This is a genomic window from Streptomyces sp. NPDC045998, from assembly GCF_056430285.1.
In genome coordinates this window covers 831,289-857,376 of the sequence record NZ_JBWKLJ010000001.1, presented here as the reverse complement: position 1 = coordinate 857,376, position 26,088 = coordinate 831,289, and the positions used below count along the sequence as shown (strand labels likewise).

Sequence of the window (26,088 nt, the reverse complement as noted above, 5' to 3'; positions counted from 1 at the left end):
GAGAGGAACACCGGAGGCCGCGGCCCGACAAGACGTCGGCGCCGCTCCTGTCCCGAATGGGGACCAGGCCAGCGTCACATGACCGAATGAAAGTCAAGCATGAACAAGCCAGCTCGAACGAGGTTGTGATGAAGACCACATCGGGCCGCTCACTGATTGATCGTCGACCGTTTGTGGCAGCATGACCGACGTTCGAGCACATCCGTTCTTCTGTTCCACGAGCAACTCCCCCAACCCCAGGGAGCGTTGTGCGCAAGACAGAGATGGCGCCCACCGGCCTCGGAGAAACACCCGAGGACCGGACACTCACCTCGATCCTCGCCTCGACCGTCGCCACAGCACCCACACGCAGGGCACTGGCACTCGAAGGAGAAACGCTCTCCTACACCCGGCTGAACGACTGGTCCCTGGCCCTCGCCGAACAATTACGCACCCACGGAATACGCCGCGGCGACCGCGTGGCCCTCCGCATTCCACCGAGCATGGAAGCCATCGCCGCCATACTCGCCGTCCTCCACTGCGGAGCGGCCTACGTACCGCTCGACACCCGCAACCCCCGCACCCGCAACGACTTCATCCTCCAGGACAGCGGCGCCACCGCCCTCATCGGAGACACCACCGGAAACCTCCTCGCCCCCGGCCTGCCGGTCATCACCGTCGACGAGGTGACGGCCCTGCGCGACAGCACGCCCTCGCGCCCCTTACCCGCGGACACGGGCCCGCAGCCGGACGACACCGCCTACGTCATCTACACCTCCGGAACAACCGGCCGCCCCAAAGGCGTACCCGTCCGCCACGAAAGCGTCGCCGCCCTCCTCCACTCCACCGCGCGGCTCTTCGAGTTCACCGCCGAGGACAAGTGGCTCCTCTTCCACTCCCTCGCCTTCGACTTCTCCGTATGGGAAATCTGGGGACCCCTCTCCACCGGAGCCGAACTCGTCATCCTCCCCCACTGGAGCGCCCGCACATCGGACGGATGCCTGAAAGCGGTACGAGAACACGGCATCACCGTGCTCAACCAGACCCCGACGGCCTTCGGCGCCCTCGCCGACGCCGCGCTGGCCTCCGGCCACGACCTCACGAGCCTCCGCTACATCGTCTTCGGCGGAGAGAAACTCACCCCACCGGTCCTGCGCCCCTGGGCGAAGCGGTACGGAGTCACCCGCCCCCGGCTCGTCAACATGTACGGGATCACCGAGACCACGGTCCACGCCACCTTCCACACCTGGACCGAACAGGAACTCGCCGGCGAGGACTCCGTCATCGGCCACCCCCTGCCCGGCCTGCACACCCGCGTCGTCACCGAGGACGGCCGCGAAGCCGCACCCGGCGAACCGGGAGAGCTCTGGCTGGCGGGCACCCAGGTGTCCCACGGCTACCTCCACCGGGACGAACTCAACGCCGAACGCTTCCCCACCGCACCCGACCCCGCCGACGGAACCCCGCGCCGCTACTACCGCTCCGGCGACCTGGTCACCCGCCGCCCCGACGACACCCTCGTCTACCACGGCCGCGCCGACCTCCAGGTCAAACTACGCGGCCACCGCATCGAGCTCAGCGACGTGGAAAGCGCCGTACGCGACCACCCGGCCGTACTCGACGCCGTCGTCTTCGCCCACACGTTCGCCCCCGGAGACACCCGCCTCGTCTGCGCCTACGCCACCCCACCGGGAAGCGGGACACCGGACGCCCGCACCCTGCGGGCCCACGTCAAGGAGCGACTGCCGTCCTACATGCACCCCGGCAGATACCTCCCCCTCCCCGAACTACCCCGGACCGTCAACGGAAAAGTCGACCGGACCGCAGTGGTCCAGGCATTCCAGGCAATCCGAGAAAGGAAATGACGTGTCGGAAACCCTGAGCCCCTCGGCGCGCACCGCCGAAGTCCAGAAGGCCACCCTCGACTGGGTCGCCGAACTCCTGGAGGACCCCGCCATCCGCCCCGAGGACAACTTCCTCGACCTCGGCGGACACTCCATGCTCGCCCTCCAGCTCAACCAGCAGGCGAAGGAACGCTTCGGCGCCGAGTACGACATCCAGACCCTCTTCGAAGGCACCCTCGCCGAAGCCGCCGCCCACCTCGCCGGCCGCCTGAACTGACCCTCCGGCCCCCCAGCACTCCAGCGCTGGACCACACACCCCACAGCACCCGGACCGGCAGCAGAAACCGAGAAGCGAACCACTCCTCCGTACACACGACCGTCCCACGACGGCGCAAGAGAATGGACGAGCCCGCATGACCACCTCGGAACAGACCGACTTCCGCCTCACCCCCGAGCAGCTCGAGCAGTTCGAGCGCGACGGATACATCGGCCCCATCAAGATCTACGAGCCCGAGGAAATGGAAGAGCGCTGGAACACCATCCGGCGCCAACTGCCGGACCGCTCCCACGCCATCTACCCCAACGACGCCCTCGGCGGCGTCACCAACATCTCCAACTACGACCGCCACCTCGACGTCGACCTGCTCTCCGAACACATCATGAGGGCCGAGATCGTCGACCGCGTCGCCTCCATCCTCGGCCCCGACGTGCTCTGCTGGCGCACCGAGTTCTTCCCCAAGTACCCCGGCGACGAAGGCACCGACTGGCACCAGGCCTCCACCTTCGCCAACGCCAGCAAGAAGCCCCAGATCCTCTGGCCCTCCCAGGACGGCCAGCCCGCCTTCGGCGGCACCATCACCGTCTGGACGGCGTTCACCGACTCCACCAAGGAGAACGGCTGCCTCCAGCTCATGCCCGGCACACACCGCCACATGAACTACGACGAGTCCAAGCCCATGGAGTACAACCCCGACGCCGTCAACGCCGTCGAGAAGGACGGCGTCAGGCGCGGCTTCTTCGGCTACGACTACCGCCAGCTCCAGAAGGACCCCAACTGGAAGCCCGACGAGTCCCAGGCCTTCCCCCTCGTCATGAAGCGCGGCGAGTGCGTCATCTTCTGGTCCACCCTCATGCACGCCTCCCTGCCCCACACCGGCAGCAAGAAGGACTACCGCATGGGCTTCGCCGCCCGCTACGTCCCCACCCAAGTACAGGTCTACCCCGGCACCGAGGAAGTGGCCGAATACGGCGGTGGCATCCCCCTCGACAACTACGGGGCCGTACTCGTTTCTGGTAAAGACGAGTACGGCATCAACCGCATAGCCACCCGCAGTCAGCGCGGCTACGAATTCGTCCCGCGCTCACTCTGACACCCGCGAGCCGGCGGGACGGCACCCCCGCCCCGCCGGCAGCGGCACACTGACAAAGCCAGGCCCGGAGGCCCCCGTTGCGGCAGCATCACCTGTACTTGGAAGACACCTACCGTTTCAGCGTCACCACCCGCGTCCTCGACACCGGGCACAGCGAACACGGGCCCTGGATCACGCTGGAACACAACATCTTCCACCCCCAGGGCGGCGGACAGCCCAGCGACACGGGCACCGTCGGCACCGCACCCGCACGCCCCTTCAAGGACCCCGAGGCCCCCGGCCACACCGTACGTCTCTCCTGCGACACCGACGCCACCGCCGGAGACGAAGTCACCACCACCATCGACGAAGAACTACGCCTCCGCCACGCCGCCCTCCACACCTGCGGCCACGTCGTCGACTCCTTCATCCGACAGGCGGGATTCCGCCATCGTGTCAGCAACCACTTCCCCGGCCAGGCCCGCATCGAGTTCGACGCCGGCGACGACAAGCCCGACCTCCAGCACCTCGCCGCCACCATCGAGGAACAGACCCGCAAGGCCATCGCCGCCGACCACAAGGTCCACGCCGACCACCGCGGCGACCAGCGGATCATCACCATCGACGGCGTCGGGGAAGACCCCTGCGGAGGCACCCACGTCACCTCACTGGGCCGCCTCACCGGCTTCTCCCTGCGCTCCATCAAGGTCAAAAGCGGTGTGCTGAAGGTGGGATACACCGTTGAGCACCTCTAAGGCCACCGTCCCCCAGGACACCGCCCCCCTGCCCCACCCCCCGAAAACCGACCGCCCCACCCGCGCCTGGACGGCCGACCTCGGCGTCCTCGGCGTCGCCATCGTCTGGGGCTCCACCTACGTCGCCATGCAGTGGACCGGCCAGTACATCTCCGTACCGGCCTTCCTCTTCCTCCGCTTCGCCCTCGGCGCCCTCGCCATCACCGCCCTCTCCCTCCACCTCTGGCGCCACGTCACCCGCGACGAAGTGCTCCTCGGCTGCCTCTTCGGCATCCTGCTCTTCGCCATCCTCTTCCTCGAAACCCTCGGCGTCCGCTACACCCTCGCCTCCAACGCCGGCTTCCTCATCGCCCTCTCCGTCATGCTCGTCCCCCTCGCGGAACGCCTCTTCCTCCGCGTCCGCATCGCACGCACCATCTACCCCCTCACCCTGCTCTCCGTAGCCGGCTGCGCCCTCCTCACCCTCCACCAGGGCCTCTCCATACGCAGCGGAGACCTGATCATCCTCGCCGCCGCCCTCATCCGCGCCGGCCAGATCGTCCTCTTCAGCGCCCGCACCCAAGGCCGCGACCTGTCCCTGCTCCGCGTCACCGCCATCGAGCTCTGGGTCGTCGCCGCCGGCGGCCTCCTGGTCGCCCTCCTCCAGCCCGGCCGGTCATGGGCACAGATCACCCAACTCCCCACCTCCGCCTGGCTGGTCATCGCCTACCTCGGCATCGCCGGAACAGCCTTCGCCTTCCTCGTCCAACTCCACGCCGCCCGCGCCTCCAGCCCCACCCGCGTAGGACTGGTCCTCTCCACGGAGCCCTTCTTCGCCGCGGTCTTCGCCGTCATCCTCCTCGACGAGCACCTCGGACCCGTCCAGATCCTCGGCGGCGGACTCATCCTGCTGTCCGCCATCGCCGGACGCTGGGTGGACGCACGCCACCGCAACGGCAGCCCCACGACGAAGACACCGGAACAACGGGAGACACCCCCATGAAACCCACCCCCCTGGTCCTCCTGCACCACTCCGGCGGATCAGCCCAGGTCTTCTCCCCCCTCATAGCCGCCCTGCCCCCGGCCATCACCCCCGTCCCCCTCGAACTCCCCGGCCGCGGCCGCCGCTGGCGCGAAGAACCCCTCACCACCGCCGAAGCAGCCCTCACCGACCTCGCCGAGCAACTCCCCGCCGCGGGCGTGACCGGGCACTTCGCCCTCTTCGGCCACAGTATGGGCGCCTACCTCGCGCTCGCCCTCGCCGCGAAACTGGAACGGGAAGCCTCCCCCGCCCAGTGCACCACCCTCTTCGCCTCGGCCAACGCCGGACCCCAGTGCGCCGTCCCGCTCTTCGAGGGGAACCCACTCGAAGCCGACGACGAGGACATCCTGCGCACCGGCGCCCGCTTCGGCGGCCTGGACCCCCAGATCCTCGCCCACCCACAGCTACGGCAGCGCACCGCCCGCACCCTGCGGGCCGACTTCGGCGTCTGCGACTCGTTCGTCCGCGAACTCCGCAGCAACGTCACCGAGAGCCCCCTCGTCGTCTGCTACGGCACCGAGGACTCCTTCAGCCAGCATCAGCTGACCATGTGGCGGTGCAGCTCGGCCTCCACCACGGAACTGGTCCCCTTCCCCGGCGACCACTTCTACCTCACCGAGCAGGCACCCGCCCTGGCGGACCTCATCACCCGACGGCTCACCGCCAGCGTGGCCCAACCCGCCTGACCCGCCCGCCCGGCGGTCACTGACCCTTGGCCGCCTTCTTCTCCTCGGCGTCCTCGATGACCGCCTCCGCGACCTGCTGCATCGACATGCGCCGGTCCATCGACGTCTTCTGGATCCACCGGAACGCGGCCGGCTCCGTCAGGCCGTACTGCGTCTGCAGGATGCTCTTCGCCCGGTCCACCAGCTTGCGCGTCTCCAGGCGCTGGGAGAGGTCGGCGACCTCCTTCTCCAGCGCCTTCAGCTCCGCGAACCGCGACACCGCCATCTCGATGGCCGGCACCACGTCGCTCTTGCTGAACGGCTTCACCAGGTACGCCATGGCCCCGGCGTCCCGCGCCCGCTCGACCAGGTCGCGCTGGGAGAACGCGGTGAGCATCAGCACCGGGGCGATGGACTCCTCGGCGATCTTCTCGGCGGCGGAGATCCCGTCGAGGACGGGCATCTTCACGTCCAGGATCACGAGGTCCGGCCGGTGCTCCCGCGCGAGTTCGACGGCGCGGGCACCGTCACCGGCCTCACCGACGACGGAGTACCCCTCCTCCTCGAGCATCTCTTTCAGGTCGAGGCGGATGAGGGCCTCGTCCTCGGCGATGACGACGCGGGTCGTCAGCGGCGGGACGTGCGACTTGTCGTCGTCGGCGACGGGCTGGGGCGACTCGGGGGCGGTCACGTAGGCTCCTCGTTCCAAGGCTGGCACAGCTCCCCATGAGCCTACCTAGCTCCTGTAAGGTAGGGGCACGGCGGGTAACCGCCAACCTTCGATTCGAAGGATACCCCGGTAGCCCAGCGGTAGAGGCAGTGGTCTCAAACACCATCCAGCGTGGGTTCGAATCCCACCCGGGGTACAAATGCTTTTGATTCCATGGTCGGCCGCCCAGTGGCGTAGCTCTCGATAGCGCGATCGAATTCCCTCGCGTCTCGCCCCGGCCGAGGCATCGCGCCCGCTGCAGGCAACCCCTCCACCATCTCCGTCGCCCGACGGGCGTCCGTCGCGCTCGTGGACGCCCATGTCGGGCCGAAGTACTGACATGAGCCGGGGCTACGCCACCCGGTCGCCGATGCGGTGGACGCGGACCAGGTTCGTGGAGCCCGGGACGCCCGGCGGGGAGCCGGCGGTGATCACGACCAGGTCGCCCTTGCGGCAGCGGCCGATCTTGGTGAGCTGCTCGTCGACCTGGGCGACCATCGCGTCCGTGGACTCGACGTGCGGGCCGAGGAAGGTCTCGACGCCCCAGGTGAGGTTCAGCTGGGAGCGGGTGGCCGGGTCCGGGGTGAAGGCGAGGAGCGGGATCGGGGAGCGGTAGCGGGAGAGGCGCTTGACCGTGTCGCCGGACTGGGTGAAGGCGACGAGGTACTTGGCGTCGAGGAAGTCGCCGATCTCGGCGGCCGCGCGGGCGACGGCGCCGCCTTGGGTGCGGGGCTTGTTGCGCTCGGTGAGGGGGGTCAGGCCCTTGGCGAGGATGTCCTCCTCGGCCGCCTCGACGATGCGGCTCATGGTGCGGACGGTCTCGATGGGGTAGCGGCCGACGCTGGTCTCGCCGGAGAGCATGACGGCGTCGGTGCCGTCGATGACGGCGTTGGCGACGTCGCTGGCCTCGGCGCGGGTGGGGCGGGAGTTCTCGATCATCGAGTCGAGCATCTGGGTGGCGACGATGACCGGCTTGGCGTTGCGCTTGGCGAGCTTGACGGCGCGCTTCTGCACGATGGGTACCTGCTCCAGCGGCATCTCCACGCCGAGGTCGCCGCGGGCGACCATGATGCCGTCGAAGGCGGCGACGATGTCGTCGATGTTCTCGACGGCCTGGGGCTTTTCGATCTTGGCGATGACGGGGACGCGGCGGCCCTCCTCGTCCATGACGCGGTGGACGTCCTCGATGTCGCGTCCGCTGCGTACGAAGGAGAGGGCGATGACGTCGGCGCCGGTGCGCAGGGCCCAGCGGAGGTCTTCGACGTCCTTGGCGGAGAGGGCGGGGACGGAGACGGCGACGCCGGGGAGGTTGAGGCCCTTGTTGTCGGAGACCATGCCGCCTTCGGTGACGGTGGTGTGGACGCGGGGGCCGTCGACGGAGGTGACTTCGAGGGCGACGCGGCCGTCGTCGACGAGGATGCGCTCGCCGGGGGTGACGTCGTCGGCGAGGCCTTCGTAGGTGGTGCCGCAGGTGTGGCGGTCGCCTTCGACGGGTTCGACGGTGATGGTGAAGGCGTCGCCGCGTTCAAGGAGTACGGGGCCTTCGCGGAAGCGTCCGAGCCGGATCTTCGGGCCTTGAAGGTCGGCGAGGACGCCGACGCTGCGGCCGGTTTCGTCGGAGGCTTTGCGTACGTGCGCGTAGCGCTCCTCGTGTTCGGCGTAGGAGCCGTGGCTGAGGTTGAGGCGGGCGACGTCCATTCCGGCCTCGACCAGTGTCTTGATCTGGTCGTATGTGTCGGTGGCGGGCCCCAGGGTACAGACGATTTTTGCTCGGCGCATGGTTCGACCCTAGGGCCTACCGGCGGGTAGAGAATTGGTCCCGCATGACGACTCAACAACCTTTGCATGAAGGGCTATTGACAAGTGTTGAATTGTGCGCAGGGGTGCTCTGATGAGCGCCGGGCGTGAGCGCTACAGGGCGGGCGGGTGCATGGTGAAGCGGGCGTTCACCTGAGCGGTGACGGTCTGGCGCTGGGGTTCGAGGTCGAGGGCCGGTGCCATCTCGGTGGCTTCGGCGGCGAAGGCCATGCGGGGTGATCCGCCGGGGGCGTTGGGCCGCAGGGGGTAGGAGGGGGCGTTCTCGGCGCCGAGGTCGGCGAGTTCGACGAGGGCGGCGAGGCGGGTGCCGAGGGCGTCGGCGTATTCGCGGGCGCGTTGGACGGCTTCCTTGACGGCTTGGCGGCGGGCGGCGCCGTGGGCCGGGGAGTCGGGGCGCAGGGCCCACCAGGGGCCGTCGACGCGGGTGAGTTCCAGGTCGGCGAGGCGGGTGGTGAGTTCGCCGAGGGCGGTGAAGTCGGTGAGTTCGGCGGTGAGGTGGACGCGTCCGTGGTAGGCGCGGACGCGTTCGCCCTTGCCGCGTTTGGTGAGCTCGGGGCTGATGGAGAAGGCGCCGGTCTCCAGTTTTTCGACGGCGTCGCCGTAGGACTTGACGAGGTCGAGGACGGCGGCGTTGCGGCGGGTGAGGTCGTCGAGGGCGCTGCGGCGGTCGGTGCCGCGTGCGCCGACGGAGATGCCGATGCGGGCGATTTCGGGGTCGACTTCGAGGCGGGCTTCGCCGCGTACGGCGACGCGGGGGGCTTCGGCGGTGCCGTACGGCAGGTCGCTGGTCATGGCCCGTCATTTCCTCCTGGTCACCGGATCGAAACCTGGTGGGGCCTGTTTCCGGGGGCTGCCGTGCGTCAGAATCTACGCGCGTTGTGCACTGCGAATCGAAGGAGATCACATGCCGCTGAACCGTAGGACCTTCCTGGAGCGGTCGGCCGCCGCCGGTGCCGGTGTGGCCTTGGCGGGGTCGGTCGCGGGCCCGGCCGTGGCGCGGGACGAGGCGGGCGGGAAGGCCGGGAAGGACAAGCGGTACTCCTTCACCGTCATGGGGACCACCGACCTGCACGGGAACGTCTTCAACTGGGACTACTTCACCGACAAGGAGTTCGACGACAAGGCGCACAACGACGTCGGTCTGGCGAAGATCTCCACGCTGGTCGAGCAGGTCCGGGAGGCGAAGGGGCGGCGGAACACGCTGCTCATCGACGCGGGCGACACGATTCAGGGCACGCAGCTGGCGTACTACTACGCCAAGGTGGATCCGATCACGGCCGAGCGGGGCCCGGTCCACCCGATGGCGCAGGCGATGAACGCGATCGGGTACGACGCCGCGGCGCTCGGCAACCACGAGTTCAACTACGGCATACCGGTGCTGCGGAAGTTCCAGGAGCAGTGCGACTTCCCGCTGCTGGGTGCGAACGCGCTGGACGCGAAGACGCTGCGGCCGGCGTTCCCGCCGTACAGCGTGCACCGGCTGCGTACGCCGTGCGGGCGGGATGTGCGGGTGGCGGTGCTGGGGCTGACGAACCCGGGGATCGCGATCTGGGACAAGGCGAACGTCAGCGGCAAGATGGTCTTCCCGGGGCTGGAGGAGCAGGCGGCGAAGTGGGTGCCGAAGCTGCGGGCGATGGGTGCGGACGTGGTGATCGTGTCGGCGCACTCGGGGTCGAGCGGGACGTCGTCGTACGGGGACCAGCTGCCGTACATCGAGAACGCGGCGGCGCTGGTGGCCGAGCAGGTGCCGGGGATCGACGCGATCCTGGTGGGGCACGCGCACACGGAGATCCCGGAGTACCGGGTGCGGAACAAGGAGACGGGCAAGGACGTCGTGCTGTCCGAGCCGTTGAAGTGGGGGCAGCGGCTGACGCTGTTCGACTTCGAGGTGGTGTGGCGCAGGGGCCGCTGGGTGGTGGAGAAGGTCGGTGCCTCGGTGCTCAACTCGAACACGGCCGAGGAGGACCCGGAGATCGTGAAGCTGCTCGGTGACGAGCACGCGAAGGTGATGGCGTACGTCAACCAGGTGATCGGTACGTCACCGGTGGCGATGTCCACGGCGGAGGCGCCGTGGAAGGACGAGCCGATCATCGATCTGATCAACCACGTCCAGGCGGAGACGGTGCGGGCGGCGCTGGCGGGCGGGGAGTACGCGGCGCTGCCGGTGCTGTCGCAGGCGTCGTGCTTCTCGCGTACGGCGCGGATCCCGGCGGGGCAGGTGACGATCCGGGACGCGGCGGGGCTGTATCCGTTCGAGAACACGCTGGAGGCGCGGGTGCTGACGGGTGCGCAGCTGAAGGAGTACCTGGAGTACTCGGCGAAGTACTACGTCCGGACCGCGCCGGGGGCGCCGGTGGACACGGCGAAGCTGACGAACGCGGAGGGTACGCCGGACTACAACTACGACGCCGTGTACGGGCTGACGTACGAGATCGACATCGCGCGGCCGGTGGGTTCGCGGATCGTGAACCTGTCGTTCGAGGGGAAGCCCCTGGATCCGGCGGCGCGGTTCGTGCTGGCGGTGAACAACTACCGTGCGAGTGGCGGTGGGGCGTTCCCGCACGTGGCGGCGGCGAAGCAGGTGTGGTCGAACTCGGAGGAGATCCGTACGACGATCATCCGGTGGGTGGAGGCGAAGGGGGCGATCGACCCGGCGGCCTTCGCCTCGGTGGGGTGGAGGCTGACGCGGGAGGGTGTCCCGGTGTTCTAGGGGGTGTCTTGTCGATCAGGCCGGATCAGGGAGCGGCGTCTGGTGCCGTGGATCGCAAGGCGGAGGAGGGAGCCACTGCGGTGGGGGCACCCCCGTGCCCGCAGGGCTACGGGGGCCATTGGCGACCGACGACAACGCGGCGTGGGGGCACCCCCAGGCGAAGCTCTGGGGGAGCGGTGCCAGGCGTCGCGAGCCCGGCAAGATCGGCAAGACACCCCCTAGCGGCTGCGCTGGTGCGGGAGCCCCGGGAGGCCGAAGGTGGTGAACGCCGTCCGGCTCGGCAGCGGGTAGGGCTCCTTGCCGGTGAGTGAGTTGAGGATGGTGGCGGCGCGCCAGGCCGCGAGGCCGAGGTCGGGCGCGCCGACGCCGTGGGTGTGGGTTTCGGCGTTCTGTACGTAGACGGCGCCGGTGACGCAGGGGTCGAGGACGAGGCGGTACTGGTCGTCGATGCGGGGGCGTTCGGCGGAGTCGCGGCGGAGGTAGGGGTCGAGGCCGGCGAGGACGCCGTGGAGGGGGCGTTGGCGGTAGCCGGTGGCGAGGACGACGGCGTCGGTGACGATGCGGTCGCGGGTGCCCTGCTGGATGTGTTCGACGTGCAGTTCGACCTTGGTGGTGGCGAGGCGTCCGGCGGTGCGGACGCGGACGCCGGGGGTGAGGACGGCGTCGGGCCAGCCGCCGTGGAGGGTGCGGCGGTAGAGCTCGTCGTGGATGGCGGCGATGGTGTCGGTGTCGATGCCTTTGTGGAGCTGCCACTGGCGGGGGACGAGGTCGTTGCGGACGTGTTCGGGCAGGGCGTGGAAGTAGCGGGTGTAGTCGGGGGTGAAGTGCTCCAGGCCGAGTTTGGAGTACTCCATGGGGGCGAAGGCCTCGGTGCGGGCGAGCCAGTGGATCTTTTCGGCGCCGGTGGGGCGGGCGCGCAGGAGGTCGAGGAAGATCTCGGCGCCGGACTGGCCGGAGCCGATGACGGTGACGTGTTCGGCGGCGATGAGGCGGTCGCGGTGGTGGAGGTAGTCGGCGGAGTGGAGGACGGGGACGGTGGCTGCGGCGGCGAGGGGCCGGAGGGGTTCGGGGATGTAGGGCTCGGTGCCGATGCCGACGGCGAGGTGGCGGGTGTGGGTGCGGCCGGGTTCCTGTGCCCCGCCGTCGGCGTCGAGCTGGGTGTAGTCGACTTCGAAGACGTCGCGGTCGGGGTTCCAGCGGACGGCGTCGACCTTGTGGCCGAAGTGGAGTCCGGGGAGGTGGTCGCTGACCCAGCGGCAGTACGCGTCGTATTCGGCGCGGTGGATGTGGAAGCGCTCGGAGAAGTAGAAGGGGTAGAGCCGTTCGCGGCTGCGGAGGTAGTTGAGGAACGTCCACGGGCTGGTGGGGTCGGCGAGGGTGACGAGGTCGGCGAGGAAGGGGACTTGGAGGGTGGCGCCCTCGATGAGGAGGCCGGGGTGCCAGTGGAAGGCGGGGCGCTGTTCGTAGAAGGCGGTGGCGAGGCCGCCGGGGACGCCGTGGGCGAGGGCGGCGAGGGAGAGGTTGAAGGGGCCGATGCCGATGCCCACCAGGTCGTGGGGGTGATCGGTGGTGTGGGGGTGTTCGGTCATCGGGTGGTGCTGCCTTCCACGAGGGTGAGGAGGTGGGCCAGGTCGTCGGGTGTGGCGTGGGGGTTGAGGAGGGTGGCTTTGAGCCAGAGGCGCCCGTCGGCGGTGCGGGCGCGGCCGAGGACGGCGCGGCCTTCGGTGAGGAGGGTGCGGCGGATGGCGGCGACGGTGGTGTGGGGGGCGCCGGTGGGGCGGAAGAGGACGGTGGAGAGGGTGGGGCGTTCGTAGAGCTCCAGGGCGGGGTTCTTCTCGACGAGGTCGGCGAGGTGCTGGGCGGCGGCGCAGACCTGGTCGACGAGGGTGCCGAGTCCGCTGCGGCCGAGGGCGCGGAGGGTGACGGCGATCTTGAGGATGTCGGGGCGGCGGCTGGTGCGCGGGGAGCGGCCGAGGAGGTCGGGCAGGCCGGCTTCGGTGTCGTCGTCGGGGTTGAGGTACTCGGCGGTGTGGGCGAGGGGCCGCAGGAGGGCGCGGTCGGGTACGGCGAGGAGGCCGGCGGCGAGGGGTTGCCAGCCCAGTTTGTGCAGGTCGAGGGTGACGGTGGTGGCGCGGTCGAGGCCGCGCAGGAGGTGGCGGCGGGTGTCGCTGAAGAGCAGCGGGCCGCCGTAGGCGGCGTCGATGTGGAGGTCGGCGCCGTGGGTGTCGCAGAGGTCGGCGATCTCGGGGAGGGGGTCGATGCGGCCGGTGTCGGTGGTGCCGGCGGTGGCGGCGACGAGGACGGGGCCGCGCAGCCCGGTGAGGACGGCGTCGAGGGCGGTGAGGTCGAGGGTGCCGTCGGGTGCGGGGACGGTGACGGGCTCGGGCATGCCGAGGAGCCAGGTGGCGCGGTGGAGGGAGTGGTGGGCGTTGGCGCCGCAGACGGTTTGCACGGTGGCGCCGAAGGCGCCGTGGCGTTCGCGGGCGAGGAGGAGGGCGAGTTGGTTGGCTTCGGTGCCGCCGGTGGTGACGAGCGCGTCGGGGGCGGGTCCGGTGGGGTGGACCTCGGTGGCGAGGGCGTGGGTGACGAGCTCTTCGAGGGCGGAGGCGGCGGGGGCCTGGTCCCAGGAGTCGAGGGATGGGTTGAGGGCGGCGGCGGCCAGGTCGGCGGCGACGGCGAGGGCGAGCGGTGGTGTGTGCAGGTGCGCGGCGCAGTGGGGGTGCGCGGGGTCGGCGGCGCCGTAGGCGAGGGCGTGGGTGAGGGTCCGGAGGGCTTCGTGGGGGCCGGTGCCGGTGGGCGGGATGAGGGCGTCGGTGCCGGGGCGGGCGGGTGCGGCACCTGCCGGGACGGCGGCCCCGGTGGGGCGCTCCGGGCGGGCGTTTGAGGGGGCGGGCTCCTGCCCCGTCAGGGTCTCGTAGAGATGGGCCGTCACCGCGGCCGGGCCGCCGGGGGGTAGGGGGCCGCCGCGGGCTGTGGTGCCGGTGTGGAGGGCGTCGAGCACGGTGTCGACGAGGGGGCGCAGCGCGTCGGGGCCTGCGGGACCTCCGGCGAGGGACGGGGTGCTCATGGGGCCAGCGTGGACCGCCGCCGCACCGGGTGGGTACCGGTGCGGGGCGATCTCAACCCGAAAGTGGGACGCCTTCGGCGAGAGGTGCGCCGCCGGGTCCCGCTGCTGCTATGCCTCCCGGACGCGGAGTGCGCGGCGCAGGTCGTCGAGCTGGTCAGCGAGCTGGCGGCGCAGGGCCGGGATCATGGTGCCGGTCGCCAGGGTCTCCTCGCCGAGGCGCAGGTTCTCGGCGTCGACCGCGTGGGCCGGGAAGGCGTAGCGGCCGGCGGCCTCGGCGATGGCGGGGCCGCGGCGGTCGGCGAGGGCGATGGCGTCGGGGTAGAACCGGGGCACGTACTCCCGTACGAGCTCGGCCTGTTCGGGCTGCCAGAAGCCCTTCGCGGTGGCGGTGAAGAGGTAGTTGGAGAGGGTGTCGGAGGCGAACATCCGCTCCCAGGCGGCCGCCTTGGCCTCGGGGCTCGGGAGTGCGGCGCGGCAGCGGGCGGCGCCTTCCTGGCCGGTGGCGCTGGGGTCGCGGTCCAGCTCGGCGGCGATGGCGTCCTCGTCGGTGGCGCCGAGGACGGCGAGGCGGGTCAGGATGCGCCAGCGGAGCTCGGGGTCGAGGTCGGGGCCGCCGGGAACGGCGCCTTCGTCGAGCCAGCCCTGGAGGGTGCCGGGGCGCTGGGCGGTGTCGATGCGGTGGCGTACGGCGGTGAGGCGGAGGCCCGGGTCGGTGCCGTCCTCGGTGCGGCGGATGAGGTCGCGGGTGAGGTCGGTGAGCAGGTCGAGGGCGTCGGGCCGGGCCTCGGGGAGGACGTACCGGTCGGCGATGTGGGTGGCGGCGAAGCCGAGGACGCCCTGGACGATGGCGAGGTCCTTCTCCTCGGGGAGGTGGGCGCGGGCGGTCTCCAGATAGGCGGCGGGGGCGAGTTCGCCGTCGCGGACCATGTCCCGCAGGGAGTTCCACACGACGGCGCGGGTGAGGGCGTCGGGGATGCCGGAGAGGTTGCGGAAGGCGGGTTCCTCGGAGTGCTCGTCGAGGCGGACCTTGGCGTAGGTGTGGTCGCCGTCGTTGAGGACGATGAGCGCGGGTCGGGGGCCGGGGATGTGCGCCGGGGCTTCCTGGGGGACGTCGATCTCGATGCGGTCGCGCAGCACCAGCCGGTTGCCGTCGGCGAGTTCGCGGTCGTACAGGCCGGCGGTGACGCGGTGCGGGCGGCTGCCGGTCCGCTCGACGGCGAGGGTGCCGGTGGCCGGGTCGTAGGCGGGGGTGAGGGTGTCGACGCCGGCGGTGCGCAGCCATGTCTCGGCCCAGCCGTGGACGTCGCGGTCGGTCACGGAGGCGAGGTTGTCGATGAAGTCGGCGAGGGTGGCGTTGGAGAACTTGTGGCGGGCGAAGTGGGCGTTGATGCCGGCGAGGAAGTCCTTCTCGCCCATCCAGGCGACGAGCTGCCGCAGTGCGGAGGCGCCCTTGGCGTACGAGATGCCGTCGAAGTTGAGCATCGCGGAGGCGATGTCGGGGACGGCGTCGGCGTCGGGGGCGACGGGGTGGGAGGAGGGCCGCTGGTCGGCGTCGTAGCCCCAGGCCTTGCGTACGACGCCGAACTCGATCCACGTGTCGGGGTAGCGGGTGGTGGCCTCGTTGACGGTCTGGTAGCCCATGTACTCGGCGAAGGACTCGTTCAGCCAGATGTCGTCCCACCACTTGAGGGTGACGAGGTCGCCGAACCACATGTGGGCCATCTCGTGGGAGATGACCATGGCGCGGGTCTGGCGTTCGGTGACGGTGACGGCGGAGCGGTAGACGAACTCGTCGCGGAAGATGACGAGGCCCGGGTTCTCCATGGCGCCCGCGTTGAACTCGGGCACGAAGGCCTGGTCGTACGAGTCGAAGGGGTACGGCTCCTCGAACTTCTCGTGGTACCGGTCGAAGCACTGCCGGGTGACGTCGAGGATCTCGTCGGCGTCGGCGTCGAGGTGGGGGGCGAGGGAGCGGCGGCAGTGGATGCCGAAGGGCAGTCCGGCGTGTTCGGTGCGGATGGAGTGCCAGGGGCCGGCGGCGACGGCGACGAGGTAGGTGGAGATGAGGGGGGTGGGGGCGGTCTGCCAGCGGCCGTCGGCCTGGCGGGTGGTGATGCCGTTGGCGAGGACGGTCCAGTGGTCGGGCGCGGTGACGGTCACCTCGAAGACGGCCTTGAGGTCGGGCTGGTCGAAGGCGGCGAAGACGCGCTGGACGTCTTCGAGGAACAGCTGGGTGTAGGTGTAGGTCTCGCCGTCGGTGGGGTCGGTGAAGCGGTGCATGCCCTCGCCGGTGCGCGAGTAGCGCATGGTGGCGTCGACGCGGAGCTCGTGCGGGCCCTCGGTCAGGGTGAGGGGGTAGCGGTTGTCGTCGAGTGCCCCGGGGTCGAGGGGCTTCCCGTCGAGGGTGAGGGCCCGGAGGGTGGCGGGCTTGAGCTCGACGAAGGTGTCGCCGTGGGTGCGGGCGGTGAACCGGATGACGGTGGTGGAGTCGAAGGTCTCGTCGCCGGTGGTGAGGTCCAGGTCGATCGTGTACCGCTGGACGTCGAGGAACCGGGCTCGGGTCTGCGCTTCGTCGCGCGTCAGTGCGGGCATGGGCCCATGCTGCCCGATGGTTGAAGGCCGGACACGCGAGTTCATCTCAGGGCTGAGCGGACCCGAGCCCAGGGGTCCTCAGGCGGTCGGGGTGACGGCGGTGGCGGTGACGTCGGTGGTGACGGTGGCGGTCTCGTGCACCGCGTGGGCGCGGTGTGCCGCCGCGATGACGGCGCGTACGGAGGCGGTGAGCACGGAGGTGTCCCGGCCCACGCCCCACAGGGTGGTGTCGCCGATGCGGCACTCGGCGTAGGCGACGGCGGGGCTGTCGGGGCCGGTGCCGGTGGCGTGTTCGGCGTAGTGGCGGATGTCGACGGGGGTCCCGGCGGTGGCGAGGGCGTCGGTGAGCGCGGCGAGCGGGCCGTTGCCGGTGCCGCTCACCTCGCGGCCGCCCGGGAGGGTGGCGTGGAAGGTGTGGTGGCCGGGGGCGTTTTCGGTGGTGTGCCAGGTGGCGGGGGTCAGCGGGCCGTGCTCGTACGGGGCGAGGTAGGTGGCGTGGAAGAGGTCCCACAGCTGCGGGGCGGTGACCTCCTCACCGCTGTCGTCGGTGGCGTGCTGGACGACGCGGGAGAAGTCGATCTGGAGGCGGCGGGGCAGGTCGAGCCCGTACGCCGTGTGGAGGAGGTAGGCGATGCCGCCCTTGCCGGACTGGCTGTTGACGCGGATGACGGCTTCGTAGTCGCGGCCGATGTCGGCGGGGTCGATGGGCAGGTACGGGACCTCCCAGGGGGCCTGCTCCGGCGGGACGCCGAGGGCGGCGGCGCGGGCCGCGTGGTGGGCGAGGCCCTTCTTGATGGCGTCCTGGTGGGTGCCGGAGAAGGCGGTGTGGACGAGGTCCCCGGCGTAGGGGTGGCGTTCGTGGACGGGCAGGCGGTTGCAGTGTTCGACGGTGCGGCGGACGGCGTCGATGTCGGAGAGGTCGAGCAGGGGGTCGACGCCCTGGGTGTGCAGGTTGAGGGCGAGGGTGATCAGGTCGACGTTGCCGGTGCGTTCGCCGTTGCCGAAGAGGCAGCCTTCGACGCGTTGGGCTCCGGCGAGGAGGGCGAGTTCGGCGCAGGCGACGCCGGTGCCGCGGTCGTTGTGGGGGTGGACGGAGAGGATGACGGCGTCGCGCCGCGCCAGGTTGCGGTGGGTGTACTCGATCTGGTCGGCGTACACGTTGGGGGTGGCGATCTCGACGGTGGCGGGGAGGTTCAGGGTGACGGGGCGGTCGGGTGAGGCGTCCCAGAGGGTGGGACCGGTGAGGTCGTCGCAGAGTTCGAGGATGTAGTCGGGCTCGGTGGCGTTGAAGACCTCGGGTGAGTACTGGAAGCGGATGTCCTGGCCGGGGCGGGCGTCGGCGAGCTTGGCGATGAGCGTGGCGGCGTCGCGTACGAGGGCGTGGATCTCGTCGCGGCTCCGGCCGAGGACGATGTCGCGCCAGACGGGTGCGGTGGCGGTGTAGAGGTGGACGACGGTGCGGGGCAGGCCGTCGATGGCCTGGAAGGTGCGCTCGATGAGGTCGGGGCGGGCGGGGGTGAAGACGACGACGGTGACGTCGTCGGGTACGGCGTCGCTCTGCGCGAGGTGGCGTACGAAGTCGAAGTCGGTGCGGCTGGCGGAGGGGTAGGCGACCTCGATCTCCTTGAAGCCCATGGCGACCTGGAGGTCGAACATGCGGCGCTTGCGCGCGGTGTCCATGGGTTCGGCCAGCGCCTGGTTGCCGTCGCGCAGGTCGACGGGGACCCAGAGGGGGGCGCGGTCGATGGTGCGGGAGGGCCAGGTGCGGTCCGTGAGGGCGGGGAGGGGGACGCGGGAGTGGGCGGGGCGGTAGCGGTGGCTCGGCATGGTGCCGCCGCGCTGCGGGTTCCAGGCGGGGGCGGTGTCCTTTTCCGTGGTGCCGGTGATGCCAGTGATGCCGGTGGTGCTGGTGCTGCCGGTGGTATCGGTGGCGTACGACATGAAGCCTTCTCTGTTGGACCGGAGTTGACCGGCATGGCCGAGCCCCGCGGCGGGGTGCCGGTCGCGTCAGGCCCCGCCGCGGCGGCCGAGAAGGAGACCACGCAGCTTCATGCCGGGTACAGTAATCATGGAACAACTCCTCAGACAAGCTGAGAGGTGAACGGGATGTCGTCCCTCGGCGCACTGCGCCCCAGCCCCCTGGTCGAACAGGCCGCGGAACGGTTGCGCGAGCAGATCACCGGCGGGCACTGGCCGGTGGGCACCAAGCTGCCCGGCGAGACGACCCTCGCCAAGGAGCTGGGCGTCGGCCGCTCCACGGTCCGCGAGGCGGTGCGCGTCCTGGCCGGCGCGGGGCTGGTACGGCCGCGGCAGGGCGCCGGCGTGTTCGTCGTCGCCACCGAGCCGGCCGGGCCGGTGGAGGACTGGACGACCCGGCTGCGCCGCGCGGCGGTCACCGACGTATACGAGGTGCGCGCGATGGTGGAGGTCCAGGCGGCGCGGCTGGCCGCGGTACGCCGTACGGACGCGGACCTGACGGCGATGGACGCGGCGCTCGCGGCGCGGACCGAGGCGGCGGGCGGCGACGACGCGGCGTTCGTGGACGCGGACATCTCGCTGCACGCGGCGGTGGTGGCCGCCGCGCACAACCCCGTGCTGACGGACCTGTTCGGCGAGTTCGTGCCCGCGCTGCGGGAGGGCCTGATCAGCCTGGTGCAGCTGCTGGACCTGCGCGACCGGGAGCCGGGCCACAGCGCCGACCTGCACGCGGAGCTGGTGGAGGCGGTGCGCCGGGGCGACCCTGAGGCCGCGAGCGGCGCGCTCCGCGCGGACATGGAGGCGACGCTGGCGTTGCTGCACGGGGCGTGACGGGAGCGCCACCCGGCCGAAGGTGCCACCCGGCCGGAAGCCCAGACCCGGGGCCCCTGCGCGACCCCGCGCCCGCGGCCCTCGCCGCTCAGGGAGCGGCGGGCGCGGCGGGAGCGGCGGGAGCGGCGGGCGCGGTCAGGGCCTCGAACGCCGCCGCGACGCGCGCGTGGTCGGCGCCGTCGGCGAGGAGGGCGTGCAGGAGCAGGCGTGCCTTCGGCGGGTCCAGGTCCGCCGCCGGGATCAGGCCGCGGGCGAGGACGTCCGACTCCGAGCCGGGGCCCCGGTAGGTGCGGGTCAGCAGCGCGCCGGAACCGGTGCGGGAGGCGAGCACCACGGGCATCCGGGCGGCGAGCCGGGCCAGCGGTTCGACCAGCCAGGCCGGCACGTGTCCGGCGCCGAAGGCCGCGACGACCAGGCCGTCGAAGCGATCGTCGACGGCCTCCAGCAGTTCGCCCCGGTCGCCGAGCGACAGGGTGATCAAGGCGACGCGGGCCGGCCGGTCGAGGCGCAGCGGCCGATCGACGACGGGCCGCCCGGGCCGCAGCAGCACGCGCGGCTCGCCCTCGACCACGGTGCCGAGCGGGCCGGCGCCCGGGGAGGCGAAGGTGGCGATCGACGTGGTGTGCGTCTTGCGGACGTGCCGGGCGGCGTGGATCTGGTCGGCGAACACGGCGACCACGCCCAGCCCCCGGCAGCCGGGGTCCGCCGCGACGGCGATCGCCGCCGCCAGGTTGGCGGCGCCGTCGGCGCCGGGCAGGTCCGGGCGGCGCATCGCGCCGGTGACCACGACCGGCCGACGGTGCGTGGCGCAGGTGAGGTCCAGCAGGAAGGCGGTCTCCTCCAGGGTGTCCGTGCCCTGCACCACCACCACGCCGGAGCCCGCGTCCACCGCCTCCCGCACCTCGCGGGCGAGGGCCGCGAGGTCGTCGAAGGCCAGCGACGAGCTGGGGAGCCGCCGGAAGTCGCGTACCTCGGCCGTCACGCCGTCCGGGAGGGCGCCCGCCGCCGCCAGTACCTGGGCGCCGCCGAGCCGTGCGGCGTCACCGCCCCGCGCGGAGGCGGAGATGGTCCCGCCGAGGGTGAAGACGGTGACGCGGGCCGTCATGCGTCGGGGGACGAGGCGGTCGCGATGGTCTCGTGGTGGCGGATGACCTCCGCGATGATGAAGTTCAGCAGCTTCTCGGCGAAAGCCGGGTCGAGCTTCGCGCTCTCCGCGAGCTGCCGCAGCCGGGCGATCTGGCGGGCTTCGCGGGCCGGGTCGGCCGGGGGCAGGTGGTGCCGGGCCTTGAGGTGGCCCACCCGCTGGGTGCACTTGAAGCGCTCGGCCAGCATGTGGACGACCGCCGCGTCGATGTTGTCGATGCTCGACCGCAGCTCGGCCAGTTCCTCACGGACGGCCTCATCGGTGCCGTCGATCTCGCTGGTGCTCATGATGAGCGAGCTTAGACGGGACCGGACCCGATCGTCGGTGGGTGTTCGGGATCTGGAATCCGCGTGCTCCAGCCGCCCGGCACCGACCGCCCCTGCTGCTCGCGGAAGCGGATCGGCGCGGTGCCCACGCGCCGGGTGAACAGCCGCGAGAAGTACGCCGGGTCGTCGTAGCCGACGCGGCGCGCGACCGCCGCGACGGGCAGCTCCGTGCCGGCGAGGAGCTCCTTGGCGCGGCCGAGCCGGATGCCGAGGAGGTAGTCCTTGGGGCTGCACCCGGCGCCGCGCCGTACCGCCGTGCGCAGCTCGGCGGGGGTCATGCCGTGCCGGGCCGCGTGCTCGGCCACCGACAGGGGCTGGAAGGCGTCGCGGGCGAGGGCCTCCAGGACGGGGTCGCCGTCGGCGTTGGTGTCGGCGCGGGCGCGGCGCAGGGTGACGAGGAGCTCGTGGACGGCGGCGGCGGTCTCGACCTCCAGGAGCGGGTTGCCGCGCCGGGCGGCGCGCGCGATGCGGCCGATGACGGAGCGGGCGGGCCCGGCGTCGGCGAGCGGCACGACGGGCCGGTCGGGCTCGATGTAGCCGAGTTCGGTGTACGTGGTGGTGACGGGTCCGGTGAAGTCGACGAAACCCTCGTCCCAGCCGGTGGCCGGGTCGGGCGCGTAGTGGTGCGGTACGCCGGGGGTGAGCCAGAGCAGCGCGGGCGCGGTGACGGTCAGGCGCCGCCCGTCGGGGCAGCGGTACCAGCCGCCGCCCGCGTTGATCACGACGGCGACGTGGTGGTCGAGGGTGCGCGGGCCGACCGTGGGCAGGGCGCCGTGCTGGAGGCCGACGCCGAGGCAGACCAGGCCGAGGCGCTGGTGGAGCGGGCCGGGCGTGAAGAAGCGCATCCAGGTGCGGTACATCCCTCACCCTCCCCGACTCACAAGACTCCCGGAACTCCCGGGACTCACAAGACCCCCGGGACTCCCGGGCGAACCGTTTTTGCGTCCAAACAGCGCTGATCTTTGTCCATGGACCGGCCGACCGCCAGAGGGCGAGAGTTGGTCGCGGAACGTGATCGGGAGAGGGGCGGAACGGTGGCCGGGTTCACGGTGGGTGACGATGACTTTCTGCTGGACGGCAGGCCGGTGCGGCTGCTGTCGGGCGCCGTGCACTACTTCCGGGTGCACGAGGAGCAGTGGGACCACCGGCTGGCGATGGTCCGCGCGATGGGCCTGAACTGCGTGGAGACGTACGTCCCCTGGAATCTGCACGAGCCGGAGCCCGGCCGCTACCGGGACGTAGGGGCGCTGGGCCGGTTCCTGGACGCGGTGGCGGCGGCCGGGCTGTGGGCGATCGTGCGGCCGGGCCCGTACATCTGCGCGGAGTGGGAGAACGGCGGGCTGCCGCACTGGCTGACGGGCCCGCTGGGGCGCCGGGTGCGGACGGGAGACGCCGCGTACCTGGCCCACGTCGAGCGCTGGTTCCGCGCGCTGCTGCCGCAGGTGGTGGAGCGGCAGATCGACCGCGGTGGCCCGGTCGTCCTGGTGCAGGCGGAGAACGAGTACGGCAGCTACGGCTCCGACCGGGGCTATCTGCGGTACGTCGCGGATCTGCTGGCGGCGTGCGGGGTGACCGTGCCGCTGTTCACGGCGGACGGGCCCGAGGACCACATGCTCACCGGGGGCTCGATCCCGGGGGTGCTGGCCACCGCGAACTTCGGGTCGGGCGCGCGGGAGGCGTTCGAGGTGCTGCGGCGGCACCGGCCGCGTGGGCCGCTGATGTGCATGGAGTTCTGGTGCGGCTGGTTCGATCACTGGGGCGACGGGTCCGCGGCGCGGGACGCCGACGACGCGGCGGCGGCGCTCGCGGAGATCCTGGAGTGCGGGGCGTCGGTCAACGTGTACATGGCTCACGGGGGGACCAGCTTCGGCGGCTGGGCCGGGGCGAACCGGTCGGGGCCGCTGCACGACGGTCCGCTGGAGCCGACGGTGACGTCGTACGACTACGACGCGCCGATCGACGAGGCGGGCCTGCCGACGGCGAAGTTCTGGGCGTTCCGGTCGGTGCTGGCGGCGTACGCGGAGGGCGGCCGCCCGTTGCCGGACGTACCGCCGCCGCCCGCGCGGCTGGCGGCGCCGGTCCGGGCGGCGGTGTCGCGGTGGGCGCCGCTGCCGGAGGTCCTGGACGCGCTGGGTGACGCGGAGTGGGAGGGGCCGGTTCCGCCGACCTTCGAGGAGCTGGGCGTGGACCGCGGCCTGGTGCGCTACCGGCTGCGGCTGCCGGGGCCCCGGCAGCCGTACCCGCTCTCGGTGAGCGGGTTGCGGGACCGGGCGGTGGTGTACGTGGACGGGGTCCGCGCGGGGGTGCTGGAGGCGGAGGAGGCGGTGCTGGCGGAGCCGGTGGCCGGGCCCGCGGAGGTGGAGCTGTGGGTGGAGTCGCTGGGGCGGGTCAATTACGGGCCGAGGCTCGCGGAGCCCAAGGGCATCACGGGCGGGGTGCGCCATGAGCGCCAGTACGTCCACGGGGTGCGGGCGCGGGGGCTGCGGCTGGACGCGTTCACGGCGGAGGCGGTGGAGAAGGTGCCGTTCAGGCCCCTGCCGGGCGCGCCGGGCGCCGGTGCGCCCGGTCTGTACCGGGCGGTCGTGGAGGTGACCGACGGGGCCGCCGGTGACGCGGCGCTGGAACTGCCCGGCTGGACGCGGGGGTTCGTCTGGGTCAACGGCTTCTGCCTGGGCCGGTACTGGAGCGTGGGGCCGCAGAAGTCGCTGTTCGTACCGGGGCCGGTGCTGCGGGAGGGGGCGAACGACGTGTGGGTACTGGAGCTGGAGGGCGCCGGCGGCGCCTTCGACGTACGGCTGGCCTGAGAGGTGTGCGGACGGGGCGGACCGCCGCTGCTCGGGCGGCCCGCCCCCTGGTGGCTCTGGGTCTAGAGCGTCGCGGCCGCGGACTGGATGGCGGCGGCGAAGGTGGACACCTCGGTGTAGACGCCGGGGTAGTTCGGCCGGGCGCAGCCCTGGCCCCAGCTCACGATGCCGACCTGGATCCAGGCCCCGGTGTTGTCCTTGCGGAACATCGGGCCGCCGGAGTCGCCCTGGCAGGTGTCGGTGCCGCCCTGGGCGTAGCCGGCGCAGATCTCCTCGCTCGGCACGAGCTCGTTGCCGTACGACTGCTTGCAGCTGGTGTCGGAGACGAAGGGCACCTGGGCCTTCAGCATGTAGCGCTGCTGGCTGCCGCCCTCGCGGGCCGCGCCCCAGCCGGCGACGGTGAAGGTGCCGCTGTTGTACGTCGTGGTGGAGGCGATCTTCAGGGTGGGCAGGTTGATCGGCTTGGCCAGCTTGATCAGCGCCCAGTCCTTGCCCTTGCCGTTGTAGCCGGGGGCCTGGAGGACCTTGGTCGACTTGACCTTGATGGCACTGGCGCTCTGGAGGTCCACGACACCGGCGGTGGCGGTGATGCTGGTGTTGTTGCCGGAGCCGCTGACGCAGTGGGCGGCGGTCAGGACGATCTGCTGGGTGTAGAGCGCTCCGCCGCAGCCCATGGAGAGCCGGACCATCCACGGGAACTCGCCCTGGGCGGCGGGGGTGCCGCCGACGACGGGCCGCTGGGCGGCCTGGGCGGCGCCCGCGGAAAGGGGCTGGAGGCTGACCGCGGCGAGTATGACGGCACCCGCGGCCGCGCATCTCTTGAACATGCCGAGGATCTTGTTCAACTGTCTGCCTTTCGTGGGGGGTTGAGCCTAACGCGCACATGAGGGGCCGATGCCGCCCGGCAGTTGGGTGACATGGGCTCGTCAAAGCGTGGATCGATTGTCGGGAGCGGATCATGAGCCCCACAAGAGCGACTTTTCGGCCACTCCGGCCCCCGGCCGGCGCCGTACAGTTGAAGAGGGCGGCGTCGTGCTTGGGGGTACGGGACGTGGCGAACGGCAACGGCAACCGCAACCGCGACAGCGGCAGCGGCAGCGGCAGCGGCAGCGGCAGCGGCAAGCGCGAGGGTGGAGTCGGCGGCGAGGTCGTGCACGGCTACCCGCACCTCGACACCGTGCGGGCGGCGATCACGGCGGTGTACCGGCGCCTGACCCCCGAGGGCCTGTACGCGTACGCCTCCAGCGTCGCCCCCGCCGACGTGGCCTTCGCGGACGCCGACGATCTGCACCTCGGGGCGCAGCGGGTGGCCGGCGCGCTGGTGCGGCAGCTGCGGCTGCCGGAGGCGCGGATGATCGTCAGCTTCCGCGGGATGCGGCACGCGGCGAGCGTGGAACTGGCCTCGGGGCCGGAGTACTTCATCGAGCTGAACGACCGCTTCCGCACCCACCGGCGCGACATCGGGGCCGCGCTGGCCCACGAGATCACGCACGTGCTGCTGCACCGGCTCGGACTGGGCTTCCCGGGCACGCGCGACAACGAGATCCTGACGGACACGGTGACGACGTACCTGGGCGCCGGGTGGCTGCTGCTGGACGCGTACCGCGAGGACGCCGTGTCGAGCCAGAAGCTCGGCTACCTCACCCCGGAGGAGTTCGGGTACGTCCTCGCGAAGCGGGCGCTGGTGTTCGGCGAGGACCCGTCACCGTGGTTCACCAGCCCGCAGGCGTACACCGCGTACACCCGCGGCCGCGACGAGGCCCTGCGCGACGGGCGCCGGCCTCCGCTGACGGCCGCGGGGTGGGCGGGGCGCCACCGCTACGCGAAGGACCGCCGCTACGCCCAGGACCACCCGGGCGCGGCGACGGGCCTGCCGTACGCCTTCGAACACGGCGGTCAGGACGCGGCGTTGCGCGTGTCGTTCCCCTGTCCGACGTGCCAGCAGCGCATCCGGGTCCCGGTACGGGGCCGGGTGCGGGCCCGGTGCGGGCTGTGCCGGACGGTGCTGGAGTGCGACACGTAGAACACGTAGAACACGCGGGTTCAGCAGGCGTGGTCAGCAGGCGTGGTCGACGAGGTCGAAGGACTTGTAGTGGTCGGCGGTGTAGTAGTCCTCCCGGGGCGCGTCGCCCGTGACGATGCGGCGGGCGCCGCGGTCCGAGGAGCCGGGGGTGATGACGGTGTACTCGCGGTAGTAGCCGGAGGCCCGCTTCGGCAGGATCCGTTCGCGGTTCTGGAAGACGGAGCCGTCCTTGCGGTACGGGTAGGGGCCGCCGTCCTCGATGAGGCCGAGGGTGTCGTGCGCCTGGGGCGGCAGGTCGGAGTAGCAGATGTCACCGACGGCCGCAGCGGAGTACGCCGTCGCCGAAGTGAGGGCCGCCGCGGGGGTGTTGGCGGCGGCCGGGCCGACGAGGAGGGCGGAGAGCAGGGCGGCGGCACCGCCGAGCAGGGTGAGCCGTGGGGGAGTTCTCATGGGCCCATCATGAGGTCGCCGGGC

At 71.6% G+C, this 26,088-nt stretch carries 22 protein-coding genes and 1 tRNA gene; 11 read left to right on the top strand and 12 right to left on the bottom strand.

Annotated features, from left to right (window positions below):
- The first annotated feature begins 248 nt into the window (after nucleotides 1-248).
- The 6 genes from AC07FJ_RS03840 to AC07FJ_RS03815 all read left to right on the top strand — a co-directional run bounded on the left by AC07FJ_RS03840 (nucleotide 249) and on the right by AC07FJ_RS03815 (nucleotide 5,634).
- Nucleotides 249-1,844 (top strand): amino acid adenylation domain-containing protein, encoded by a 1,596-nt coding sequence (locus AC07FJ_RS03840; protein WP_479044874.1) that lies wholly within the window; start codon nucleotides 249-251, stop codon nucleotides 1,842-1,844.
- 1 nt (nucleotide 1,845) lies between these two features.
- Nucleotides 1,846-2,100 carry an acyl carrier protein gene (locus AC07FJ_RS03835; RefSeq protein WP_468292830.1) on the top strand — a complete coding sequence of 85 codons (255 nt, stop codon included), beginning with the start codon at nucleotides 1,846-1,848 and terminating at the stop codon, nucleotides 2,098-2,100.
- Between the two features lie 136 nt (nucleotides 2,101-2,236).
- Complete coding sequence (locus tag AC07FJ_RS03830) at nucleotides 2,237-3,193, top strand: chlorinating enzyme (RefSeq protein WP_361414723.1); 957 nt, start codon at nucleotides 2,237-2,239, stop codon at nucleotides 3,191-3,193.
- A 98-nt stretch (nucleotides 3,194-3,291) separates the two neighbouring features.
- Nucleotides 3,292-3,927, top strand: coding sequence for an alanyl-tRNA synthetase (locus AC07FJ_RS03825; RefSeq protein ID WP_479044870.1), 636 nt, complete (start codon nucleotides 3,292-3,294; stop codon nucleotides 3,925-3,927).
- Nucleotides 3,914-4,909, top strand: a complete 996-nt coding sequence (locus AC07FJ_RS03820; protein WP_479044869.1) for a DMT family transporter — start codon at nucleotides 3,914-3,916, stop codon at nucleotides 4,907-4,909. Before AC07FJ_RS03825 ends, AC07FJ_RS03820 begins: the two co-directional genes overlap by 14 nt.
- Complete coding sequence (locus AC07FJ_RS03815) at nucleotides 4,906-5,634, top strand: thioesterase II family protein (protein ID WP_479044866.1); 729 nt, start codon at nucleotides 4,906-4,908, stop codon at nucleotides 5,632-5,634. Before AC07FJ_RS03820 ends, AC07FJ_RS03815 begins: the two co-directional genes overlap by 4 nt.
- A gap of 16 nt (nucleotides 5,635-5,650) precedes the next feature.
- On the opposite strand, the gene AC07FJ_RS03810 is transcribed toward AC07FJ_RS03815, so the two are convergent.
- Nucleotides 5,651-6,304: an ANTAR domain-containing response regulator gene (locus AC07FJ_RS03810; RefSeq protein ID WP_361414715.1), complete on the bottom strand. Its 654-nt coding sequence runs from the start codon at nucleotides 6,302-6,304 to the stop codon at nucleotides 5,651-5,653.
- 102 nt (nucleotides 6,305-6,406) lie between these two features.
- On the opposite strand from AC07FJ_RS03810, the gene AC07FJ_RS03805 reads away from it, so the two are divergent.
- Nucleotides 6,407-6,479 (top strand) — tRNA-Leu (locus AC07FJ_RS03805).
- Nucleotides 6,480-6,673: 194 nt separating this feature from the next.
- Here the strand turns inward: AC07FJ_RS03805 and pyk are convergent.
- Together pyk and AC07FJ_RS03795 are read right to left on the bottom strand one after the other, a co-directional pair.
- Nucleotides 6,674-8,101 carry a pyruvate kinase gene (pyk, locus tag AC07FJ_RS03800; protein ID WP_479044864.1) on the bottom strand — a complete coding sequence of 476 codons (1,428 nt, stop codon included), beginning with the start codon at nucleotides 8,099-8,101 and terminating at the stop codon, nucleotides 6,674-6,676.
- Nucleotides 8,102-8,233: 132 nt separating this feature from the next.
- A complete protein-coding gene (locus AC07FJ_RS03795; RefSeq protein WP_479044863.1) occupies nucleotides 8,234-8,932 on the bottom strand; it encodes an SIMPL domain-containing protein in 699 nt (232 codons plus the stop codon).
- 112 nt (nucleotides 8,933-9,044) lie between these two features.
- Here AC07FJ_RS03795 and AC07FJ_RS03790 point away from each other — a divergent pair, with 112 nt between their 5' ends.
- Nucleotides 9,045-10,850: a bifunctional metallophosphatase/5'-nucleotidase gene (locus AC07FJ_RS03790; RefSeq protein WP_479044860.1), complete on the top strand. Its 1,806-nt coding sequence runs from the start codon at nucleotides 9,045-9,047 to the stop codon at nucleotides 10,848-10,850.
- Between the two features lie 218 nt (nucleotides 10,851-11,068).
- Here AC07FJ_RS03790 and AC07FJ_RS03785 read toward each other — a convergent pair whose 3' ends face one another.
- The 4 genes from AC07FJ_RS03785 to leuA all read right to left on the bottom strand — a co-directional run bounded on the left by AC07FJ_RS03785 (nucleotide 11,069) and on the right by leuA (nucleotide 18,336).
- A complete protein-coding gene (locus tag AC07FJ_RS03785) occupies nucleotides 11,069-12,439 on the bottom strand; it encodes a lysine N(6)-hydroxylase/L-ornithine N(5)-oxygenase family protein (protein ID WP_479044858.1) in 1,371 nt (456 codons plus the stop codon).
- Nucleotides 12,436-13,917, bottom strand: a complete 1,482-nt coding sequence (locus AC07FJ_RS03780; RefSeq protein ID WP_479044856.1) for a pyridoxal phosphate-dependent decarboxylase family protein — start codon at nucleotides 13,915-13,917, stop codon at nucleotides 12,436-12,438. Before AC07FJ_RS03780 ends, AC07FJ_RS03785 begins: the two co-directional genes overlap by 4 nt.
- Nucleotides 13,918-14,025: 108 nt before the next feature.
- Complete coding sequence (pepN, locus tag AC07FJ_RS03775; protein WP_479044854.1) at nucleotides 14,026-16,509, bottom strand: aminopeptidase N; 2,484 nt, start codon at nucleotides 16,507-16,509, stop codon at nucleotides 14,026-14,028.
- Nucleotides 16,510-16,587: 78 nt separating this feature from the next.
- Nucleotides 16,588-18,336, bottom strand: a complete 1,749-nt coding sequence (leuA, locus tag AC07FJ_RS03770) for a 2-isopropylmalate synthase (RefSeq protein ID WP_479045293.1) — start codon at nucleotides 18,334-18,336, stop codon at nucleotides 16,588-16,590.
- Nucleotides 18,337-18,615: 279 nt separating this feature from the next.
- Between leuA and AC07FJ_RS03765 the strand changes: the two genes are divergently transcribed.
- Entirely contained in the window at nucleotides 18,616-19,317 is a 702-nt protein-coding gene (locus AC07FJ_RS03765) for a FadR/GntR family transcriptional regulator (protein WP_479044852.1), read from the top strand.
- A gap of 88 nt (nucleotides 19,318-19,405) precedes the next feature.
- Here the strand turns inward: AC07FJ_RS03765 and AC07FJ_RS03760 are convergent, their stop codons facing one another.
- Genes AC07FJ_RS03760 through AC07FJ_RS03750 form a run of 3 tightly spaced genes read right to left on the bottom strand, consistent with a single transcriptional unit; the run spans nucleotide 19,406 to nucleotide 21,647 of the window.
- Nucleotides 19,406-20,422 carry an asparaginase gene (locus AC07FJ_RS03760; RefSeq protein ID WP_479044851.1) on the bottom strand — a complete coding sequence of 339 codons (1,017 nt, stop codon included), beginning with the start codon at nucleotides 20,420-20,422 and terminating at the stop codon, nucleotides 19,406-19,408.
- Complete coding sequence (locus tag AC07FJ_RS03755) at nucleotides 20,419-20,748, bottom strand: chorismate mutase (RefSeq protein ID WP_479044849.1); 330 nt, start codon at nucleotides 20,746-20,748, stop codon at nucleotides 20,419-20,421. Before AC07FJ_RS03755 ends, AC07FJ_RS03760 begins: the two co-directional genes overlap by 4 nt.
- 11 nt (nucleotides 20,749-20,759) lie before the next feature.
- Complete coding sequence (locus AC07FJ_RS03750) at nucleotides 20,760-21,647, bottom strand: helix-turn-helix domain-containing protein (protein WP_479044847.1); 888 nt, start codon at nucleotides 21,645-21,647, stop codon at nucleotides 20,760-20,762.
- Between the two features lie 174 nt (nucleotides 21,648-21,821).
- On the opposite strand from AC07FJ_RS03750, the gene AC07FJ_RS03745 reads away from it, so the two are divergent.
- Nucleotides 21,822-23,591 carry a glycoside hydrolase family 35 protein gene (locus tag AC07FJ_RS03745; RefSeq protein ID WP_479044845.1) on the top strand — a complete coding sequence of 590 codons (1,770 nt, stop codon included), beginning with the start codon at nucleotides 21,822-21,824 and terminating at the stop codon, nucleotides 23,589-23,591.
- A 62-nt stretch (nucleotides 23,592-23,653) separates the two neighbouring features.
- Here AC07FJ_RS03745 and AC07FJ_RS03740 read toward each other — a convergent pair whose 3' ends face one another.
- Entirely contained in the window at nucleotides 23,654-24,418 is a 765-nt protein-coding gene (locus AC07FJ_RS03740) for a S1 family peptidase (protein ID WP_468292774.1), read from the bottom strand.
- A gap of 323 nt (nucleotides 24,419-24,741) precedes the next feature.
- On the opposite strand from AC07FJ_RS03740, the gene AC07FJ_RS03735 reads away from it, so the two are divergent.
- Nucleotides 24,742-25,614 (top strand): hypothetical protein, encoded by an 873-nt coding sequence (locus tag AC07FJ_RS03735; protein ID WP_479045291.1) that lies wholly within the window; start codon nucleotides 24,742-24,744, stop codon nucleotides 25,612-25,614.
- Between the two features lie 33 nt (nucleotides 25,615-25,647).
- Here the strand turns inward: AC07FJ_RS03735 and AC07FJ_RS03730 are convergent, their stop codons facing one another.
- The gene (locus AC07FJ_RS03730) at nucleotides 25,648-26,064 is read right to left on the bottom strand and encodes a guanyl-specific ribonuclease (RefSeq protein ID WP_479044843.1); all 417 of its coding nucleotides are present in this window, start codon (nucleotides 26,062-26,064) and stop codon (nucleotides 25,648-25,650) included.
- Between the last annotated feature and the right edge of the window lie 24 nt (nucleotides 26,065-26,088).

Bases quoted from the DNA above. Each gene is read 5' to 3' on its own strand.
- AC07FJ_RS03755 (WP_479044849.1), bottom strand. From the start codon at position 20,748: ATGAGCACCAGCGAGATCGACGGCACCGATGAGGCCGTCCGTGAGGAA.
- leuA (WP_479045293.1), bottom strand. From the start codon at position 18,336: ATGCCGAGCCACCGCTACCGCCCCGCCCACTCCCGCGTCCCCCTCCCC.
- AC07FJ_RS03785 (WP_479044858.1), bottom strand. From the start codon at position 12,439: ATGACCGAACACCCCCACACCACCGATCACCCCCACGACCTGGTGGGC.
- AC07FJ_RS03815 (WP_479044866.1), top strand. From the start codon at position 4,906: ATGAAACCCACCCCCCTGGTCCTCCTGCACCACTCCGGCGGATCAGCC.
- AC07FJ_RS03790 (WP_479044860.1), top strand. From the start codon at position 9,045: ATGCCGCTGAACCGTAGGACCTTCCTGGAGCGGTCGGCCGCCGCCGGT.
- pyk (WP_479044864.1), bottom strand. From the start codon at position 8,101: ATGCGCCGAGCAAAAATCGTCTGTACCCTGGGGCCCGCCACCGACACA.
- AC07FJ_RS03780 (WP_479044856.1), bottom strand. From the start codon at position 13,917: ATGAGCACCCCGTCCCTCGCCGGAGGTCCCGCAGGCCCCGACGCGCTG.
- AC07FJ_RS03795 (WP_479044863.1), bottom strand. From the start codon at position 8,932: ATGACCAGCGACCTGCCGTACGGCACCGCCGAAGCCCCCCGCGTCGCC.
- AC07FJ_RS03760 (WP_479044851.1), bottom strand. From the start codon at position 20,422: ATGACGGCCCGCGTCACCGTCTTCACCCTCGGCGGGACCATCTCCGCC.
- AC07FJ_RS03750 (WP_479044847.1), bottom strand. From the start codon at position 21,647: ATGTACCGCACCTGGATGCGCTTCTTCACGCCCGGCCCGCTCCACCAG.
- AC07FJ_RS03765 (WP_479044852.1), top strand. From the start codon at position 18,616: ATGTCGTCCCTCGGCGCACTGCGCCCCAGCCCCCTGGTCGAACAGGCC.
- AC07FJ_RS03740 (WP_468292774.1), bottom strand. From the start codon at position 24,418: ATGTTCAAGAGATGCGCGGCCGCGGGTGCCGTCATACTCGCCGCGGTC.
- AC07FJ_RS03830 (WP_361414723.1), top strand. From the start codon at position 2,237: ATGACCACCTCGGAACAGACCGACTTCCGCCTCACCCCCGAGCAGCTC.
- AC07FJ_RS03730 (WP_479044843.1), bottom strand. From the start codon at position 26,064: ATGAGAACTCCCCCACGGCTCACCCTGCTCGGCGGTGCCGCCGCCCTG.
- pepN (WP_479044854.1), bottom strand. From the start codon at position 16,509: ATGCCCGCACTGACGCGCGACGAAGCGCAGACCCGAGCCCGGTTCCTC.